The following is a 17,562-nucleotide window of genomic DNA, read 5'->3' as shown; positions in this document are numbered from 1 at the left end:
CCGGCCCGGGCTAGCCCTTCCGGCCCCGGGAGCCCAGCAGCTCCTCGATCCGCTCCCGCAGCCCCGACTGGTCCTTGCTGCCGTCCAGCACCTTCCCGGCCACCACGTAGCTCGGCGTGCCCTTCACACCGATCGCCTGCCCCTCGGCCTGGTCGGCGTCGACCACCAGGATGTGCCGCCCGTCGATCAGCGCGGTGTCCAGCTCCTCGGCGTCCATCCCGAGCTTCTCCGCCACCTCCAGCAGCAGCTTCTCGCCCCGCCTGTCCAGCTCGCCGACCCGGTCGAGGACGGCCTCGACGAAGGCCCAGCCGTGCCCCTGGACGAAGGCCTCCTCGACGGCCTGCGCCGCCGCGAAGGCGTGCTTGTGCTTGGACAGCGGGAAATGCCGCGGGACGATCTCCACGCCCTCGGCGCGCAGCGCGCGCAGGTCGGCCAGCGAGTCGCGGCAGTCCGGGCACTGCAGCTCGCACCACCACTCGACGCGGGGGGAGGAAGGTTCGGAACTCTCACTCATGCGGGCAAGTCTCCCATTGGAGAGGAACCCTTCGGGCGCACCATGGAACCAGGCCGACCAGGCCGAGCGCTGCGATGGGGTGCGAGAGGCGAGTGGCGATGAGCTGGTTGAGCGGAACGATCTGTGTGGCCCTGACGGTGGTCTTCCTGCTGGCGGCCGTGGTCGCCGGCCGGCGGGGCCGCCCCCGTGCGGCGATGCGCTGGTTCGGTCTCGGCCTCCTCCCGGTGGGGGTCTGGCTGGCCGGGCTGGTCACCGCGGTGCGCAAGATCGGCACGGCGATCGGCGACTGGGCGGCGCACGTGGTCTTCGACCCCCGGGTGTGGGCCGGCGTCATCCTCCTCGGGGTCGGCCTCCTGGTGCTGCTGGCCTCCGGCCTGCGCCGGGGCCGGGGCCGCGACCGGGGCGGCGAGGACGGCCGCAGGGCCGTGACCTCCCCGCCGTCGCGCCCCGGCGCCACCGCCGGCACCTCTGCGGCCCAGCCGAAGTCCGCCCCGGCGAAGGCCGTGGAGAAGCGGAAGGGCGGCGGCGGCACGGGCGACGACGAGTTCAAGGAGATCGAGGAGATCCTCAAGCGCCGCGGCATCTGAGCCGCCGGAGGGAGGGCGCGGCGGCCGCCGTCAGGAGACCCGCGCGGCCTCCCGCCGCCGTGCCCGGTAGGCGGCCACATGCAGCCGGTTCCCGCAGGTCCGGCTGGAGCAGTAGCGCCGGGAGCGGTTCCGCGAGAGGTCGACGAAGACCCGCGCGCAGCCGGGCGCCGCGCACTGCCGCAGCCGCTCCCGCTCGCCCGCCACGAGGATGAAGCCCAGGGCCATCCCGCCGTCCGCCGCCAGGTGCTCGGCCAGGCCGGCCCCCGGGGCGAAGTAGTGCATATGCCAGTCGTGCCCGTCGTGATCGGTCAGCCGGGGCGTCGTCCCGGCCGAGGCGACCAGGGCGTTGAGCAGCTCGGCGGCCTCCCGGGTGGTCGGCGCCGCGAAGATCGCCCGGAAGCGCTCGCGCAGTTCGCGCACCGCCGTGACGTCGCACTCCCGTATCGGGCCCACCTCGCTGATCTCCTGGCGGGCGACGAACTCCCGGAGCGCCGGGGGGTCCGGCAGGCCCTCCGCCCCGCCCCGCGCGTCCGGGGCGGTGTTCAGCAGCTCCACGAGCATGCCGAGGGCGCATCGGGTGTCGTGAGTGATCAGCACGTGGTGGCTCCCTGGCCCGCCGTCCGTGGCGTGTACGGGGAGCGACTCTACTCGTCGCCGCGCCCCGGAAAACGCCCGCGGGCCCGGTCCGGATGGTTCGGAACGGGCCCGCGGTTCTGTGGGCGATACTGGGATCGAACCAGTGACCTCTTCGGTGTGAACGAAGCGCTCTCCCGCTGAGCTAATCGCCCGGGCGCAGAAAGAACACTACCGCATTCCCGGCGGTGCTCCGCACACCCTTCCCGGTGCCGGGTCCGGTTCCCCCGACCGTCATCCGGTCCTCGCCGTCCGAGGGTTTCGCGCCCCGGGCCACCCCGTTCGGCCCTCTTCGAGTGGCCGAAACCTGACGGGTCGTGAGTCGCTAGCCGATGTGCTCGGGACGGGTGGGACTGATGAGCCGTAAGAGGTACCAGGAGGGGATTTATCCGGACAGACGGGTTTACACCGGGCCCTCCGGTGGGATGGTCCGTTCGCCGACGTGCGATTCCCCGAGCGCACACTGAGCGAAAGGCCCTGGCGCTTATGAACACCACGGTCAGCTGCGAGCTGCACCTGCGCCTCATCGTGTCGAGCGAATCGTCCCTGCCCGTTCCCGCGGGCCTGCGCTACGACACGGCCGACCCCTATGCGGTGCATGCGACCTTCCACACCGGTGCGGACGAAACCGTCGAGTGGGTGTTCGCCCGCGATCTCCTGGCCGAGGGACTGCACCGGCCGACCGGAACCGGCGACGTCCGGGTCTGGCCGTCCCGCAGTCACGGCCAGGGAGTCGTCTGCATCGCGCTGAGCTCCCCGGAGGGCGAGGCACTGCTGGAGGCGCCGGCGCGGGCGCTGGAATCCTTCCTCAAGAGGACTGATGCCGCGGTACCACCCGGCACCGAGCACCGTCACTTCGACCTGGACCGCGAGCTCTCGCACATCCTTGCCGAGAACTGACGCGGCGGGTCGTCCGACTCGGGGGGACGACCCGATCCCTACCCACCGCTGACCGCCACGACCGGGTCAGGGGGCCTCGACCGCCGCCGTGCGCACGCACGGCGGCGGTTGCTGTCTGCGGGCGAAGCGAATTGCCGCTGGTCACAAGGATGCTGTACTGTCTTGCCCGTTCCCGGGCGATTAGCTCAGCGGGAGAGCGCTTCGTTCACACCGAAGAGGTCACTGGTTCGATCCCAGTATCGCCCACGCCGCGGAAGACCCCCTCCGTCCACCGGAGGGGGCCTTCGCCGTTCCGGGGGCGGGGGCTGACGCCGGCTCAGGCCGCCTCGGGCAGCTCCGTGCGCAGCGGCCAGGCCGGGTCCACCCGCTCCGGGTTGCCGCTGCGGGAGAACCAGGCCTCCAGCCCGCGAGCCTGCGCCGCATGCCAGACGGCCTGCCGCAGATGCAGCTCGGCGGCGTTCAACTCGCCTATCCGCCCGGCGAATCGCCGTCCTATCTCGCGGACCAGCAGCAGCGAGGCGGTGGCGTCGGCCGCCGCGTCGTGGGCGCCCTCCAGGCTGACCCCGTAGTGGGCGCAGAGGTCGGTGAGGGTGCGGCGGCCGCGCCGGTAGCGGTCCAGATGCTTGTCCAGCACCCGGGGGTCGAGCACCAGCAGGGGCGCGTCGTCGGTGTACGCGGAGAGCGGGACGCCGCGGTGCCTGCGCAGCTCGCGGTCCATCAGCGTCAGGTCGTACGGGGCGTTCATCACCACCAGCGGGGTGCCGGTGCGGGCCGTGCCGGCCAGCGCCCGGGCGAGATCGTGGAGGGCCAGACCCGGGGCGTGGCCGCGGCTGCGGACCTGGGCGTCGGTGATCCCGTGCACCGCGGTGGCCTGGGCGGGGATCGGGACGCCCGGGTCCACCAGCCAGCAGCGGGCCGCGGTGGGCGCGTCCGGCGCGGACTGGGTGACCAGCGCGGCCGAGACCACCCGGTCCCGCTCCACGTCCACGCCGGTGGTCTCGGTGTCGAACGCCGCCAGCGGCCCGTCGAACCACGCGGCGGACTGGTGGGGGATCTCCGTCGTCAGGGGCCCCTCGGCCATCCCGGTTCTCCTTCGCCCGATCCGGTCGTCACGGAGAGGTGATACCCCACTACTCTTCGTCGCCAATCCCGGTTTCGGGCCCGGGAGTCCGGGAGATGAAGCAGGTGACGGCCCGCCCGACCCCGAGGGGCGGCGCAGTCGCGGGGAGTCGGCAGCCATGGCGCTCACACAGCCCGAGCCAGTCCCCTCGGGACGGCCGGTCAGGGGCGAGCTCGCGGTCACCACCTGCATGGAGACCTACCAGGTGGGATACCTCCATGCGGTCGCGGCCGCCGCCGGCTGCACCCTCGCCCAGCCCTTCCCGGACAACGGCGTCGACTGGCACATCAGCCACGCCTCTCGGCTGCACAGCGCGGACGACGAGGCCACGATCAAGGTCCAGCTCAAGTGCACCTACCAGACCCCGCCCGAACCGCCGGGACCGTCCTTCCCGTTCACGATCGACAACGATCAGCTGCGCAAGCTGGCCCATCCGCGGGTCGCCGTCCACAAGATCCTGGTGGTGATGCTGGTGCCGCGGGACACCGGGTCGTGGGTGGAGATCCACGGGGACCGGATCGTGCTGCGGCACTCCTGCTACTGGGTCAACCTGGCCGGCGTGCCGGTGACCGGAAAGCGCAGGACGAATGTCCGAATACCTACGGACCAGGTCTTCGACGACCGCGCGCTCTGCGCGATGATGGCGCGAGTGGGGGCCGGGGGCCGACCGTGAGCGGCCGCCCCTGTCCGTGGCGAGGGAGGGTGTGACGGCCCATGCGGAGCGAACCCGGACGGCGAGGCCCAGGCAGGTTCGGCGGGCAGGGGCTCCCGCTGCCCGACCCCGGGCGGATCGATCCGGCCGTCCTCAGCACGCTTCTCGCGCGCTACGGCTGGGTGCGCCGCGGCGGCGCCGCCGGCCGCTACGCCCGCTGGACCCCGCCGGACGACCAGGAGCCCGACACCAGCCTGCTGGTCCCCGCGCACCGCGCCTTCGACGACGCCGTGGAACTGGTCGAGGAGGCGGTGGCCGGACTGCACAGGTCCGGGCATCCGTCCGCCCCGCAGATCCTCGCGGCACTGGCCGTGCCGGGCGACGAGATCCGCTGGAGGCGCGAACTGCCCGGCACCGGCGAGGCGCTGAGCTGGCCGGCGGAGGACGGGCTGCGCTCGGCGGCCTGCGCGATGCTGTCCGCGGCGGCCAAGGCCGGGCGGGTCCGGGCCGCGTACTTCGGCTCCCGGCTGGACGACTACGCGAGCGAGTTCCTGGAGCATGTGCTGGTGGTGGCGCCCGGTACCGGAGCGGGGCTGCTCACCGCGTACACCCCGGCGCCGGAGGCGAGGCCGGCCGCGACCACGCTGGTGCGGGCGCTGGAGGCGGTCCGGGACGCGGTGGACTACCGGCGGGCGACCGGGAGGCTGGACGCCTTCGACAGCGCGGTGCGGGTCGGCGTCAGCCGCGAGCTGGTCGAGTCGGTGCGGCGGCTGGTGCTGGGCGCGGAGGGAGCGGAGGTGACGCTGGCCTGGTCACCCGAGGTGGGGGTGCCGCGCGGCTTCGGGAACCGGCCGCTGCGGCTGGAGTTCTCGCCGGGGGACCTGCCGGCGCTGGAGGAGGCCGGGCAGCGGCTCGAACACAGCGAGCCGGCGGTGGAGGTGCTGATCACCGGCGCGGTGGTGCGGCTGAAGCGGCCGGCGACCGGGGGCCCCGGGACGGTGCGGCTGCGGGTGCTGGCCGGAGTGGACGTCGACGAGATCCGCGTCCAGTTGGAGGAGGACGACTATCTGGCGGCGGTGCGCGCGCATCTCGACGGCGTGCCGGTGCGGCTGGCGGGCCGGCTGGAACGCAAGGGCGGCTTCCGCCGGCTGAGCCAGCCGAGAGACCTGACGATCGTCCGCCTGGACGCGGCGGAGCGGGACCGCCTGCTGAAGTCCCTCACGGGGGGCCGCACGCCCCCCGCCACGGACCCCGACTGACCGGCGCCGCCCGCGCGCTACGGCGCCGCACTCGGCAGCGGCGGACTGCCTGGCCGGGCGCGCGGTTCCGCGCGCCCCGGAATTCGCTGCGCGCGATCCCGCGGCCGCTCGGCGGGGTCCGGGGCGGCGGCCCCGGGTGCCGGGCGGCGGCAGCAGCATCGGAGCGGGAACCGCTGAGGCGGGAGATATGCGTGCGCGGGGGACGCCGCGAGGTCGGTACCATCGGTCGCGCAGCGAGTTCGCTGCCCAGCGTGGAAGTACGAGTAGTCAGGAGAGTCCGGTGGCGGACGTCCGTGTGATCATCAGTCGCGAACCCGATCGGGAAGAGCGCGTGGTGACCACGGGCACTACGGCCGCCGACCTCTTCCCGGAGAAGTCGGTCGTCGCCGCCCGCGTCGGCGGCGAGCTGAAGGACCTCGCGTACCAGCCGAAGGACGGCGACGTCGTCGAGCCGGTGGAGATCACCAGCCAGGACGGCCTCAACATCCTGCGGCACTCCACCGCCCATGTGATGGCCCAGGCCGTCCAGGAGATCTTCCCGGAGGCCAAGCTCGGCATCGGCCCGCCGATCAAGGACGGCTTCTACTACGACTTCGACGTCGCCGAGCCCTTCACCCCGGAGGACCTCAAGGCCGTCGAGAAGAAGATGACCGAGATCGTCAAGCGCGGCCAGCGGTTCTCCCGCCGGGTCGTCACCGACGAGGAGGCCCGCGCCGAGCTCGCCGCCGAGCCGTACAAGCTGGAGCTGATCGGGCTCAAGGGCTCGGCCGCCAACGCGGACGACGGCGCGGACGTCGAGGTCGGCTCCGGCGAGCTGACCATCTACGACAACCTGGACCCGAAGACCGGCGAGCTGTGCTGGAAGGACCTCTGCCGGGGTCCGCACCTGCCTTCCACCCGGATCCCGGCCTTCCGGCTGATGCGCTCGGCTGCCGCGTACTGGCGGGGCAGCGAGAAGAACCCGCAGCTGCAGCGGATCTACGGCACCGCCTGGCCGACCAAGGACGAGCTCAAGGGGTACCTGGACTTCCTCGCCGAGGCGGAGAAGCGCGACCACCGCAAGCTCGGCGCGGAGCTTGACCTGTTCTCCTTCCCGGAGGAGCTCGGCCCCGGCCTGGCGGTCTTCCACCCCAAGGGCGGGATCATCCGCAAGGAGATGGAGCAGTACTCCCGCAAGCGGCACGAAGAGGGCGGGTACGAGTTCGTCAACACCCCGCACATCACCAAGGAGCACCTCTTCGAGATCTCCGGGCACCTCCCGCACTACGCGGAGGGGAACTATCCGCCGATCGAGGTCGACGGGCAGAACTACCGCCTGAAGGCGATGAACTGCCCGATGCACAACCTGATCTTCAAGGCCCGGGGCCGTTCGTACCGTGAACTGCCGCTGCGGCTCTTCGAGTTCGGCACGGTGTACCGGTACGAGAAGTCCGGGGTGGTGCACGGCCTGACCCGCTCCCGCGGGTTCACCCAGGACGACTCGCACATCTACTGCACCAAGGAGCAGATGCCGGACGAGCTGGACGCGCTGCTGACCTTCGTGCTGGACCTGCTGCGGGACTACGGCCTGAACGACTTCGAGCTGGAGCTGTCCACCCGGGACCCGGAGTCGGACAAGTTCATCGGCTCGGACGAGGCCTGGGAGGAGGCCACCGAGGCGCTCCGCCAGGCGGCCGAGAAGCAGGGCCTGCCGCTGGTGCCGGACCCGGGCGGGGCGGCCTTCTACGGCCCGAAGATCTCCGTCCAGGCGAGGGACGCGATCGGCCGGTCCTGGCAGATGTCGACCATCCAGGTGGACTTCAACCAGCCGGCCCGGTTCGGCCTGGAGTACACCGCGGCGGACGGCTCGCGGCAGCAGCCGGTGATGATCCACCGGGCGCTCTTCGGCTCGATCGAGCGCTTCTTCGGCGTGCTGATCGAGCACTACGCGGGCGCGATGCCGCCGTGGCTGGCCCCGGTGCAGGCGGTCGGCATCCCGATCGGCGACGCCCACGTCCCGTACCTGGAGGAGTTCGCGGCGAAGGCGCGCGAGCGCGGGCTGCGGGTCGAGGTGGACGCGTCCTCGGACCGGATGCAGAAGAAGATCCGCACCCAGCAGAAGCAGAAGGTGCCGTTCATGGTCATCGTCGGTGACGAGGACATGAGCGCCGGCACCGTCTCCTTCCGCTACCGCGACGGCTCGCAGAAGAACGGTGTCGCGCAGGAGGACGCGCTGGCCGAGATCGCCGACGCGGTCGCCCGGCGTGCGCAGGTCTGACGCTCCGTCAGGTCGTTCGGAAACCTGAACAAGGGGCGGGCCCACGGGGCCCGTCCCTTGCGCTTATGCTGATCAGCATGACCAACGAGGAGTCGGTGCTGCAGGAAGGCGCGGGAGAGCCGGACGGTTTCGGGCGTCTGTGGACCCCTCACCGCATGGCCTACATCAAGGGCGAGAACAAGCCCACCGGGCCGGCGGCCGGGGACGGCTGCCCGTTCTGCACCATCCCCTCGATGAGCGACGAGGACGGCCTGATCGTCCGCCGCGGCGAGCACGCCTTCGTGGTCCTCAACCTGTACCCGTACAACAGCGGCCATGTGATGGCGGTGCCCTACCGGCACGTCGCCGACTACACCGAGCTGACCGCGGTGGAGACCGCGGAGGTCGCCGAGCTGACCAAGCAGGCGATGACCGCGCTGCGGGCCGCCTCCGGGGCGCACGGCTTCAATATCGGGATGAACCAGGGAGCGGTGGCCGGTGCCGGCATCGCCGCCCACCTCCACCAGCACGTGGTGCCGCGGTGGGGCGGGGACACCAACTTCATGCCGGTGGTGGGCCGCACCAAGGTGCTGCCGCAGCTCCTCGCGGACACCCGGAAGACGCTGGCCGAGGCCTGGCCCGAGGACTAGTCCGGTCAGGTAGCCCGGCCAAGCGGCCGAACGATCGTTAAGCTGTTCTCCATGCGACCCACCGGCCACCAGGCCCTGCTCGACGCCGCCCGCACCGAGTTCGCCGAGCGCGGCTTCACCGGCACGTCCGTGCGGGACATCGCGCGTCGGGCGGGGATGAGCCTGTCCGCGATGTACCACTACTACTCCGGCAAGGACGAGCTGCTGGCCGCCCTGGTCGAGGAGAGCTCGGACGCCTTCTTCGCGGCCTGCCGCAGCGCCCTGGCCGAGGCCGGGGAGGAGCCGGGGGAGCGGCTGTCCGCCATGGTCGCGGCCACCGTCCGGTACCGGGCCGAGCGCCGGGTGGAGAGCCAGCTGCTGATCGCGGAGTGGCGGCACCTCTCCGAGGAGCGCCGGGAGGCGGCCCGCAAGCGGCAGCACGACGGCACCGCGCTCTTCCAGGAGATCATCGAGGACGGGGTGGCGCAGGGCGTCTTCCGTACGCCGTATCCGGACGACGCGCGCCGGAGTGTGATCGCGATGTGCAATGCCATCGCCCAGTGGTACCGCGTGGAGGGAGAGCTCTCCGTGGACGAACTGGCCTCCCGGTACGTGGAGTTGGCGCTGGTGCTGGTGGAGTGGCGGCCGGTCCGGCGGTAGCGGCCGGTGCGGTCGCCGCGGGCGCGGGGCCGGCGGCGTCACCATGGACAGGCGGGCTTCGGCGCGTTAGCTTAACGATCGTTCGAGTGGTAGTGATCGCCGCCGATGAGAGGTGCCGCGCCCGTGCGCCGAGCGATATTCACCGAGGAACACGAGGCCTACCGGGCCATGCTGCGCGAGTTCATCGCGAAGGAGGTCGTACCGGTCTACCCCGAGTGGGAGCAGCTGGGACATCCGCCGAAGGAGTTCTACCGGCGCCTGGGCGAGCTCGGCGTGCTGGGACTCCAGATCCCCGAGGAGTACGGCGGGGGCGGCGAGCCCTCGTTCAGCTACGCGGCCGTCACCATCGAGGAGACCAGCCGGGCGGCCGTCACCTTCGGTACCTGGTCGGTGCACTCCACCGTCAACCTGCCGTACATCCTGAGGTTCGCCGACGCCGGGCAGAAGGCCCGCTGGCTGCCAGGGATGGCCTCCGGCGAGCTGATGACCTGCATCGCGATGACCGAGCCCGGTACCGGCTCCGACCTCGCCAACATCCAGACCCGGGCGGAGCGCTCGGCGGACGGCTCCTACTACACCCTCAACGGGGCGAAGACCTTCATCACCGGCGGCGTGCTGGCCGATCTGGCGCTGGTGGTCTGCCGGACCTCGCCGGCCACCCCCGAGGACCGGCGGGCCGGGCTCTCCCTCCTGGTCGTGGACACCAGGAGCGAGGGCTACGCGGTCGGCCGCAAGCTGGAGAAGATCGGGCTGTTCGCCAACGACACCGCCGAGCTCTCCTTCACCGACGTCCGGGTGCCGGCCGAGAACCTCCTCGGCGAGGAGGGCAGGGGCTTCTCCTACCTCACCCACAACCTCCCGCAGGAGCGGCTGTCCATCGCGCTGGGCGGCGCCGCCGCGGCCGAGTCCGCCGTCCGCTTCGCCACCGACTACGTCAACCAGCGGCTGGTCTTCGGCAGACCGGTGGCCGGTTTCCAGAACACCAAGTTCGTGCTGGCCGAGTGCGACACCGAGGCGACCGCCGCCCGGCTGATGGCGGACCGGGCGCTGGAACTCCACGACCAGGGCGAGCTGGGGGTCGCGGACGCCGCCCGGGCGAAGCTGTTCTGCACGGAGACCGCGGGCCGGGTCATCGACAGGTGCCTCCAGCTGCACGGCGGCTACGGCTACATGCGCGAGTACCCGATCGCCCGCCTCTACGCCGACACCCGGGTCTCCCGGATCTTCGGCGGCACCAACGAGGTGATGAAGACCATCATCGCCAAGTCCCTCGGCCTCGCCGGCCGCTGAGCACCGCCCGTTCCCTCCACTCCGAAAGGTTTCTCCATGCGTATCGAAGGCGCCTCCGCGCTGATCACCGGCGGGGCCTCCGGGCTCGGCCTGGCCACCGCCAGGAGGCTGCTGGCCGGTGGCGCGGCCCGGGTCGTGCTGCTCGACCTGCCCTCCTCGGAGGGCGCCCAGGTGGCGAAGGAACTGGGCGAGCGCGCGGTCTTCGCGCCCGGCGACGTCACCAGCGAGGAGGACGTCCAGCGCGCGGTCGACCTGGCGGCCGAGGGCGCCCCGCTGCGGATCACCGTCAACTGCGCCGGCATCGGCAGCGGACCGGCCCGTACGGTCGGCAGGCAGGGGCCGTACCCGCTGGACCGGTTCGCCAAGGTGGTCACGGTCAACCTGATCGGCACCTTCAACGTGATCCGGCTGGCGGCCGCGCGGATGGTGGAGAACGAGCCGGTGGACGGGGACCGCGGGGTCGTGGTCAACACCGCCTCGGTGGCCGCCTTCGACGGCCAGATCGGCCAGTGCGCGTACTCCGCCTCCAAGGGCGGCATCGTCGGGATGACCCTGCCGATCGCCCGCGATCTGGCCGGCCGGGCGGTCCGGGTGGTCACCATCGCCCCCGGCACCTTCGACACCCCGCTGCTCGGCAAGGCCCCCGAGGAGGTCCGGGCCTCGCTCGGCAGGCAGGTCCCGCATCCGAGCCGGCTGGGCGACCCCGCCGAGTTCGCCGCGCTGGCCGCGCACATCGTCGAGAACGGGATGCTCAACGGAGAGGTGATCCGCCTCGACGGCGCCATCCGGATGGCCCCGAAGTAGGCCGGGCCCTCCCGAGCAGCGCCAAGAAGGAAGAGAGACAGTGACCGACGCAGTTCTGACCGAGTACGCCGACGGCGTCGCCGTCGTCACCCTCAACCGGCCGCGGGCCCGCAACGCGGCCAACCTGGAGATGTCCGAGGGCGTGGCCGCCGCGATGGAGGAGCTGGACAAGCGCGACGACCTGGTCGTGGGCGTTCTCACCGGGGCCGAGGGGACGTTCTGCTCCGGGATGGACCTCAAGGCCTTTCTGGCCGGGGAGCGCCCGGTGGTCTCCGGGCGGGGCTTCCTCGGCCTGGTCCAGGCCCCGCCGAAGAAGCCGCTGATCGCGGCCGTCGAGGGGTACGCCCTGGCCGGCGGCTGCGAGGCGGTGCTCGCCTGCGACCTGGTGGTGGCCGCCGAGAACGCGAAGTTCGGCATCCCCGAGGTGAAGCGCGGGCTGCTCGCCGCCGGCGGCGGGCTGCTCCGGCTGCAGCGGCGGCTGCCGTACCAGGTGGCCCTCGAACTGGCCCTGACCGGCGAGTTCCTGGAGGCCCCGCGGGCCCACCACTACGGTCTGGTCAACCGGCTCACCGAGCCGGGCGGGGCGCTCGCCGAGGCCAAGCGGCTGGCGGCGGCGATCGCCGCCAACGGCCCGCTGGCCGTCCGGGCCTCCAAGGAGCTGATGTCCCGGTCGCAGTACTGGACCGAGGAGGAGGCCTGGGAGCGGCAGAAGCCGCTGGCCGTCGCCATCAACCAGGAGAGCGAGGACGCCAGGGAGGGCGCCCGCGCCTTCGCCGAGAAGCGCGCCCCGCGCTGGCAGGGGCGATGAGCGCCGGGCTCCGCGGGGGCAGGGTGCCCGAGACCCGGCTGCGCGAACTCGCCGCCGAACCATCGACCGTCAATCAGGAGGAGATCAGCCATGCGTGACGCGGTGATCGTGGACGCCGTCCGCACCCCGGTCGGCCGAGGCAAGCCGGGCGGCGCGCTGTCCGGGGTGCACCCGGTGGACCTGTCCGCGCACATCCTCAAGGCCCTGGCCGAGCGGAACGGGCTGGACCCGGGCACGGTGGACGACGTGGTCTGGGGCTGCGTCTCCCAGGTCGGCGAGCAGGCCGGCTGCGTCGGCCGGTACGCGGTGCTGGCGGCCGGCTGGCCGGAGCACGTCCCGGGGCTGACCATCGACCGGCAGTGCGGCTCCTCCCAGCAGGCCGTCCACCAGGTCGCGGCCGGGGTGATCGCCGGCCAGTACGACATCGCGGTGGCCGGCGGAGTGGAGATGATGTCCCGGGTGCCGATGGGCTCCACCCGCGGTGACAGCTCGCAGGGCAAGCCGTTCGGCCCGCTGGTGGGGGAGCGGTACGACCACTTCCGCTTCAACCAGGGGATCGGCGCCGAGATGATCGCCGAGGAGTTCGGCTTCACCCGGGCCGACCTCGACCAGCACGCGCTGGACTCGCACGCGCGGGCGGCGCGGGCGGTGGCGGAGGGCCGGTTCAAGTCGCAGATCGCGCCGGTCACCGTGCCGACCGAGGACGGCGGGAGCCGGGTCGTCGACACCGACGAGGGCATTCGGCCGGGCGGCAGCCTGGAGAAGCTGGCCGCGCTGAAGACGCCGTTCAAGGAGGACGGCGTGATCTCGGCCGGCAACTCCTCGCAGATCTCGGACGGTGCGGCGGCGCTGCTGATCACCACCGGCGAGGTGGCGCGGGCCAACGGCTGGACGCCGATCGCCCGCTTCCACACCGGGACGGTGGTCGGGGCCGACCCGATCACCATGCTGAAGGGCCCGATCCCGGCCACCCGCAAGCTGCTCCAGCGTTCCGGCCTGGGCATCGGCGACTTCGGCGCCTACGAGGTCAACGAGGCCTTCGCGCCGGTGTCGCTGGGCTGGCAGCGCGAACTCGGCGCGGACTACGAGAAGCTCAACCCCAACGGCGGCGCGATGGCGCTGGGCCACCCGCTGGGCGCGTCCGGTGCGCGGCTGATGACCACCCTCATCCACCACATGAAGGCCAACGACATCCAGTTCGGCCTGCAGTCCATGTGCGAGGGCGGCGGCATGGCCAACGCCACGGTGCTGGAACTGTTGTAGCTCCCGGCGTGACCCCTGGAGTCGCGCGCCGACTCCAGGGGTCGTGGCCTAGTCGGCGTCGTAGACGTCCGCCCGGCCCGGCTTCGCGCTCTGGACCTCGTTGCTCAGCATCAGCGAGCGCGCGTCGAAGCGGGTCAGGTCCACGCCCTGCTCGGCGAGGTACTCGATGGCGGCGGAGTGGACGGCCCGCAGCACCGGTGTGGCCACCCGGATCGCGTCGTCCGCCATGAAGCGGTGGGTCCACGGCCGGGACACCCACGCATAGCGCAGCCCGAACGGCTCCGGCAGGGTGACCCGGCCGCCCAGCCAGTCCAGCAGCCCCGGGCTCCAGGTGAACGGCGCCCGCACGGTCAGCCGCACCACCTCGTCGTTGGTGAGCAGCGGCAGCTGCCGGGTGCGCTGCTCCCAGAACTTGCCGGTCTTGGCGACGGTCTCGGTGCGCGGCTTCGGCTTGCCCATGAACTGCTTGTCCACCGGCCCGAGCGCGTGCCCGGTGACCTCCAGCCGCAGGGTGTTGTGGAGCAGCGTCACGGTGATCATCAGGGTGACCACCAACTGCCCTTCCCAGAGCACGAACTGGACACTCAGATAGTGCCGCGGACCGAGTCCGAAGCGCTGCGCGTTGCAGGTCTGCTCGATGTTGAACGGCCGCATCCGCGGCCCGTCCATCTCCGGCCCGGCCGGCCGGCCGATCGAGTCGGCGCCCTCGTCCACCGGCAGCACCACCCAGTGGTGGGTGAGCGGGTGGGGGATCCCGGCGTCGGTGACCGCGCCCCGGTTGAGGGTCTTGAGCCGGTCCTCGATCCGCCGCACCACGTCCCAGGCCCGGAACGGATGGAACTCGCTCTGCCCCTCGGCCGGCCGCAGCTCCTCGGCCAGCTGCCAGACGCCCCAGCGCGCCCCCAGGCCCAGCACGCCCTTGCGCCCGGCGTAGTGGAGGACGTTGGTCTCCTGCTCGGAGAGGAGCCCCGCGAGCTGGGTGCGCAGCTGCTCGCGCTTGGTGTCCTCCGGCCCGCGCGGCACCGCCGAGGGGACGGTGGGTCCGACCACCGCGCCGCCGCCCTCCAGCAGGGCCGACCAGCGGGCGCGGAGCTCGTCCGTGGAACGGATGCAGATCCGCCTGGCCCAGTACCAGCCGGCTATCGGCACCAGGAGGACGATTCGCAGGTAGAACCCCCAGAAGCCGCTCGCCGGCGGGCTGTAGGCGAGATAGGCGGCGAGTACCGCGATGATCAGGAAGGCCAGGCCGCCGTAGAAGTTCTCCCGGGCCGCGCCGCGCTCTCCGCGGCTGACCAGCGCCCGCAGCTGGAAGGCGAGCAGCCAGAGCAGCGTGCCGGGCAGGAACAGCAGGCCGGCGACCGCGGTGACCGCGGTGAGCCTCCGGTCCCGGTCCCGTCTCAGCTGCTCGGCCTCCAGGCAGTGCTCGACGACTATCCGGGGGTCGGTGCCGAAGGACGGCACCAGCGGGGCCCGGCCGCTGCCGAGGGTGCGGGCCAGCACGGCCCGGCTGAACGCCTCCCCGAAGTTGGGGGCGAAGATCCCCCGCCGCGGGCGGTGCTTCTGCTCCACGTCCGGGCGGAGCGCGGTGAGGTCGTCCGCCGGACCGTCCCGGTACGCGCCGGTGGCCAGCGCGTTGGTCACGCCGAGCTGCGACGGGACGTCGGTGCGCGGTACCTGCGCCCCCGGGCTGAAGTCGAACCCTGTCGTCACGCTCGTCCCTCCCGCCCCGACGCCGAGCATCCCCGCAGTTCCCAGAATCGGGTTACCCCGAATCTGAGTCGCTGTCACGATCCCACGCCCACCCTACCGTTGGCGATCAAACGGCGTGATCGGCGGAGATTCGCCGGTACGCCGATGCGCCGGGGCGCGTTCCCGACCGCCCGGCGCCCGCCCGGCCCCGCTCCTGCCGGGGGGCCGGACGGGCGCCGCCGGGTCACTTCTCCTGCGCGTCCTCGGCGGTGAGCCGGGCCGCCACGGCGGGCGGCATCGGCTCGTGCCGGGCGTAGGCGCGGGAGAACCGGCCGGTCCCGTGGGTCAACGAGCGCAGGTCGACCGCGTACCGGACGATCTCCACCTCCGGCACCTCGGCGCGGACCAGGGTGCGGCCGCCGCCGCCGCCGCGCAGTCCGTCGCCGACCGGCTCGGTGCCGAGCACCCGGCCGCGGCGCGAGGACAGGTCGCTCATCACCGCACCCACGTAGTCGTCCGGCATCAGCACCCGGACCTCGGCGACCGGCTCCAGCAGGCTGATCTCGGCCTTGGCCGCGGCCTCCCGCAGGGCGAGCGCGCCCGCGGTCTGGAAGGCGGCGTCCGAGGAGTCCACCGAGTGCGCCTTGCCGTCGACCAGGGTCACCCGGACGTCGACCACCGGGTAGCCGGCCCGGACGCCCTTCTCCAGCTGGGCCCGTACGCCCTTCTCCACCGAGGGGATGAACTGCCGCGGCACCGCTCCGCCGACCACCCGGTCGACGAACTCGAAGCCGCCGCCGCCCGGCAGCGGCTCCACCTCGATGTCGCAGATGGCGTACTGGCCGTGCCCGCCGGACTGCTTGACGTGCCGGCCCCGGGCGGCCGCCGCCCCGGCGAAGGTCTCCCGCAGCGGCACCCGGTACGGCACCGGGTCCACCTGCACCCCGTAGCGGGTGCGCAGCCGCTCCAGCAGCACGTCGGCGTGCGCCTCGCCCAGGCACCAGAGGACCAGCTGGCGGGTCTCCTGGTTCTGCTCCAGGCGCAGCGTCGGGTCCTCGGCGACCAGCCGGCCCAGCCCCTGGGAGAGCTTGTCCTCGTCGGCCTTGGAGTGCGCCTCGACGGCGATCGGCAGCAGCGGCTCGGGCATCTCCCAGGCGGCCATCAGCAGCGGCCGGTCCGGGTCGGAGAGGGTGTCCCCGGTCTCGGCCCGGGCCAGCTTGGCCACGCAGACGATGTCCCCGGCCACCCCGGACTCGACGGACCGCAGCGTCTTGCCGAACGGGGAGGAGAGGGCGCCGATCCGCTCGTCCACGTCGTGGTCCTCGTGCCCGCGGTCGGCCAGGCCGTGCCCCGAGACGTGCACCTGGGCGTCCTGGCGGAGCGTCCCGGAGAACACCCGGACCAGGCTGAGGCGGCCCACGTACGGGTCGCCGCTGGTCTTCACCACCTCGGCGACCAGCGGCCCGCCCGGGTCGCAGACCACCTCGGCGGTGGGCCTCGACCTGCCGTCGCAGCTGGAGAGTTCGGGCATCGGGTGCTCGGCGGGGGAGGGGAAGGCCGAGGTGACGACCTCGAGCAGCTCCGCGGTGCCGAGCCCCTGCCTGGCGCCCTCGGCGGGTGGCAGGGCGAACAGCACCGGGTGGAAGGACCCGCGGGCGACCGCCTGCTCCAGGTCGTCGATCAGGGTCTTGGTGTCCAGGTCCTCGCCGGCGAGGTAGCGGTCCATCAGGGACTCGTCCTCGCTCTCCGCGATGATCCCCTCGATCAGCCGGTTGCGGGCCTCCTCGATCCGGCCGTCCAGACCCGGGTCGGGGTCCGACTCGGTGCGGGTGCCGCCGCTGTAGTCGTACGCCCGCCCGCCGAGCAGGCCGACCAGGCCGTGCGGGGGCGCGCCGGGGGAGCGGAGCGGGAGGTAGAGCGGGAGCACCGATTCCGGGTCGTCGCCGCCGAGCGCCTCCCGGATGTGCTCGACCATGGCCTCGAAGTCGGCCTGCGGGCCGTCCAGTTTGGTCACCACCACGGCCCTGGGCATCCCGACCGCCGCGCATTCCTCCCACAGCAGCCGGGTCGGCCCGTCGATGCCGGCGGCGGAGTCGGTGGCGGAGAGGACGAAGAGGGCGGCGTCGGCGGCCCGCAGCCCGGCCCGGAGCTCTCCGGTGAAATCCCCGTAGCCGGGGGTGTCCAGGAGGTTGACCTTGATCCCGGCGTGCTCGACCGGGACCAGGGAGAGCTGCACCGAGCGCTGCTGCCGGTGCTCGATCTCGTCGTGGTCGGAGACCGTCGTGCCGTCCTGCACCCGGCCGGCCCTGGTGAGGGCACCGGTGGCCAGGGCGAGCGATTCCACCAGGGTGGTCTTTCCGGCTCCGCTGTGGCCGACCAGCGCGACGTTCCGGATCCGGGACGGCCGGTCGGCCGCCGGTGCGCCTCCGGCGGCTCGCGCGGGGGCGGTTCCTCTGTCGGCCATGATTGACTCCTCACCGCGTCGCGTGCAGGCATGGACCGATCGCCACGGGAGACC

General features: G+C 72.6%; 16 protein-coding genes and 2 tRNA genes. 12 read left to right on the top strand and 6 right to left on the bottom strand.

Annotation, left to right across the window (positions count from 1 at the left end; all coding sequences use genetic code 11):
* Window positions 1-10: 10 nt before the first annotated feature.
* A complete protein-coding gene (locus BS73_RS08750; RefSeq protein ID WP_037570889.1) occupies window positions 11-514 on the bottom strand; it encodes a DsbA family protein in 504 nt (167 codons plus the stop codon).
* Window positions 515-612: 98 nt separating this feature from the next.
* Between BS73_RS08750 and BS73_RS08745 the strand changes: the two genes are divergently transcribed.
* Window positions 613-1,101: a hypothetical protein gene (locus BS73_RS08745; RefSeq protein WP_037570886.1), complete on the top strand. Its 489-nt coding sequence runs from the start codon at window positions 613-615 to the stop codon at window positions 1,099-1,101.
* A gap of 30 nt (window positions 1,102-1,131) precedes the next feature.
* Here the strand turns inward: BS73_RS08745 and BS73_RS08740 are convergent, their stop codons facing one another.
* Window positions 1,132-1,698: a CGNR zinc finger domain-containing protein gene (locus BS73_RS08740; protein WP_037570884.1), complete on the bottom strand. Its 567-nt coding sequence runs from the start codon at window positions 1,696-1,698 to the stop codon at window positions 1,132-1,134.
* Between the two features lie 119 nt (window positions 1,699-1,817).
* Window positions 1,818-1,889 (bottom strand) — tRNA-Val (locus tag BS73_RS08735).
* A gap of 331 nt (window positions 1,890-2,220) precedes the next feature.
* On the opposite strand from BS73_RS08735, the gene BS73_RS08730 reads away from it, so the two are divergent.
* Window positions 2,221-2,634, top strand: coding sequence for an SsgA family sporulation/cell division regulator (locus tag BS73_RS08730; RefSeq protein WP_030459107.1), 414 nt, complete (start codon window positions 2,221-2,223; stop codon window positions 2,632-2,634).
* Between the two features lie 174 nt (window positions 2,635-2,808).
* Window positions 2,809-2,880 (top strand) — tRNA-Val (locus BS73_RS08725).
* A gap of 70 nt (window positions 2,881-2,950) precedes the next feature.
* On the opposite strand, the gene BS73_RS08720 is transcribed toward BS73_RS08725, so the two are convergent.
* Window positions 2,951-3,715 (bottom strand): exonuclease domain-containing protein, encoded by a 765-nt coding sequence (locus tag BS73_RS08720; RefSeq protein ID WP_051939714.1) that lies wholly within the window; start codon window positions 3,713-3,715, stop codon window positions 2,951-2,953.
* A gap of 157 nt (window positions 3,716-3,872) precedes the next feature.
* Here BS73_RS08720 and BS73_RS08715 point away from each other — a divergent pair, with 157 nt between their 5' ends.
* The 9 genes from BS73_RS08715 (at window position 3,873) to BS73_RS08675 (ending at window position 13,355) form a co-directional block, all read left to right on the top strand.
* Window positions 3,873-4,427, top strand: coding sequence for a DUF4365 domain-containing protein (locus tag BS73_RS08715; RefSeq protein WP_037570879.1), 555 nt, complete (start codon window positions 3,873-3,875; stop codon window positions 4,425-4,427).
* 41 nt (window positions 4,428-4,468) lie between these two features.
* The gene (locus BS73_RS08710; RefSeq protein WP_051939713.1) at window positions 4,469-5,665 is read left to right on the top strand and encodes a hypothetical protein; all 1,197 of its coding nucleotides are present in this window, start codon (window positions 4,469-4,471) and stop codon (window positions 5,663-5,665) included.
* Between the two features lie 280 nt (window positions 5,666-5,945).
* Entirely contained in the window at window positions 5,946-7,922 is a 1,977-nt protein-coding gene (thrS, locus tag BS73_RS08705) for a threonine--tRNA ligase (protein WP_037570877.1), read from the top strand.
* Window positions 7,923-7,987: 65 nt separating this feature from the next.
* On the top strand, window positions 7,988-8,551 hold the full coding sequence (locus BS73_RS08700; RefSeq protein WP_037570874.1) for an HIT family protein: 564 nt from the start codon (window positions 7,988-7,990) through the stop codon (window positions 8,549-8,551).
* A 51-nt stretch (window positions 8,552-8,602) separates the two neighbouring features.
* On the top strand, window positions 8,603-9,190 hold the full coding sequence (locus BS73_RS08695; protein WP_037570872.1) for a TetR/AcrR family transcriptional regulator: 588 nt from the start codon (window positions 8,603-8,605) through the stop codon (window positions 9,188-9,190).
* Between the two features lie 123 nt (window positions 9,191-9,313).
* Complete coding sequence (locus BS73_RS08690) at window positions 9,314-10,480, top strand: acyl-CoA dehydrogenase family protein (protein WP_037570870.1); 1,167 nt, start codon at window positions 9,314-9,316, stop codon at window positions 10,478-10,480.
* Window positions 10,481-10,516: 36 nt separating this feature from the next.
* Complete coding sequence (locus BS73_RS08685) at window positions 10,517-11,284, top strand: 3-hydroxyacyl-CoA dehydrogenase (RefSeq protein ID WP_037570868.1); 768 nt, start codon at window positions 10,517-10,519, stop codon at window positions 11,282-11,284.
* Between the two features lie 40 nt (window positions 11,285-11,324).
* On the top strand, window positions 11,325-12,092 hold the full coding sequence (locus BS73_RS08680) for a crotonase/enoyl-CoA hydratase family protein (protein ID WP_037570866.1): 768 nt from the start codon (window positions 11,325-11,327) through the stop codon (window positions 12,090-12,092).
* Window positions 12,093-12,182: 90 nt separating this feature from the next.
* Window positions 12,183-13,355 carry a thiolase family protein gene (locus BS73_RS08675; protein ID WP_037570864.1) on the top strand — a complete coding sequence of 391 codons (1,173 nt, stop codon included), beginning with the start codon at window positions 12,183-12,185 and terminating at the stop codon, window positions 13,353-13,355.
* 48 nt (window positions 13,356-13,403) lie between these two features.
* On the opposite strand, the gene BS73_RS08670 is transcribed toward BS73_RS08675, so the two are convergent.
* Together BS73_RS08670 and BS73_RS08665 are read right to left on the bottom strand one after the other, a co-directional pair.
* A complete protein-coding gene (locus BS73_RS08670) occupies window positions 13,404-15,065 on the bottom strand; it encodes a hypothetical protein (RefSeq protein WP_037570860.1) in 1,662 nt (553 codons plus the stop codon).
* 223 nt (window positions 15,066-15,288) lie between these two features.
* On the bottom strand, window positions 15,289-17,508 hold the full coding sequence (locus BS73_RS08665) for an elongation factor G-like protein EF-G2 (protein WP_037570857.1): 2,220 nt from the start codon (window positions 17,506-17,508) through the stop codon (window positions 15,289-15,291).
* Window positions 17,509-17,562 lie beyond the last annotated feature (54 nt).

This window comes from Phaeacidiphilus oryzae TH49 (assembly GCF_000744815.1).
In the GTDB taxonomy this organism is placed as follows: Bacteria; Actinomycetota; Actinomycetes; order Streptomycetales; family Streptomycetaceae; genus Phaeacidiphilus; species Phaeacidiphilus oryzae.
The sequence above is the reverse complement of the archived record's forward strand: the minus strand, read 5'-3'. Positions and strand labels throughout refer to the sequence as shown.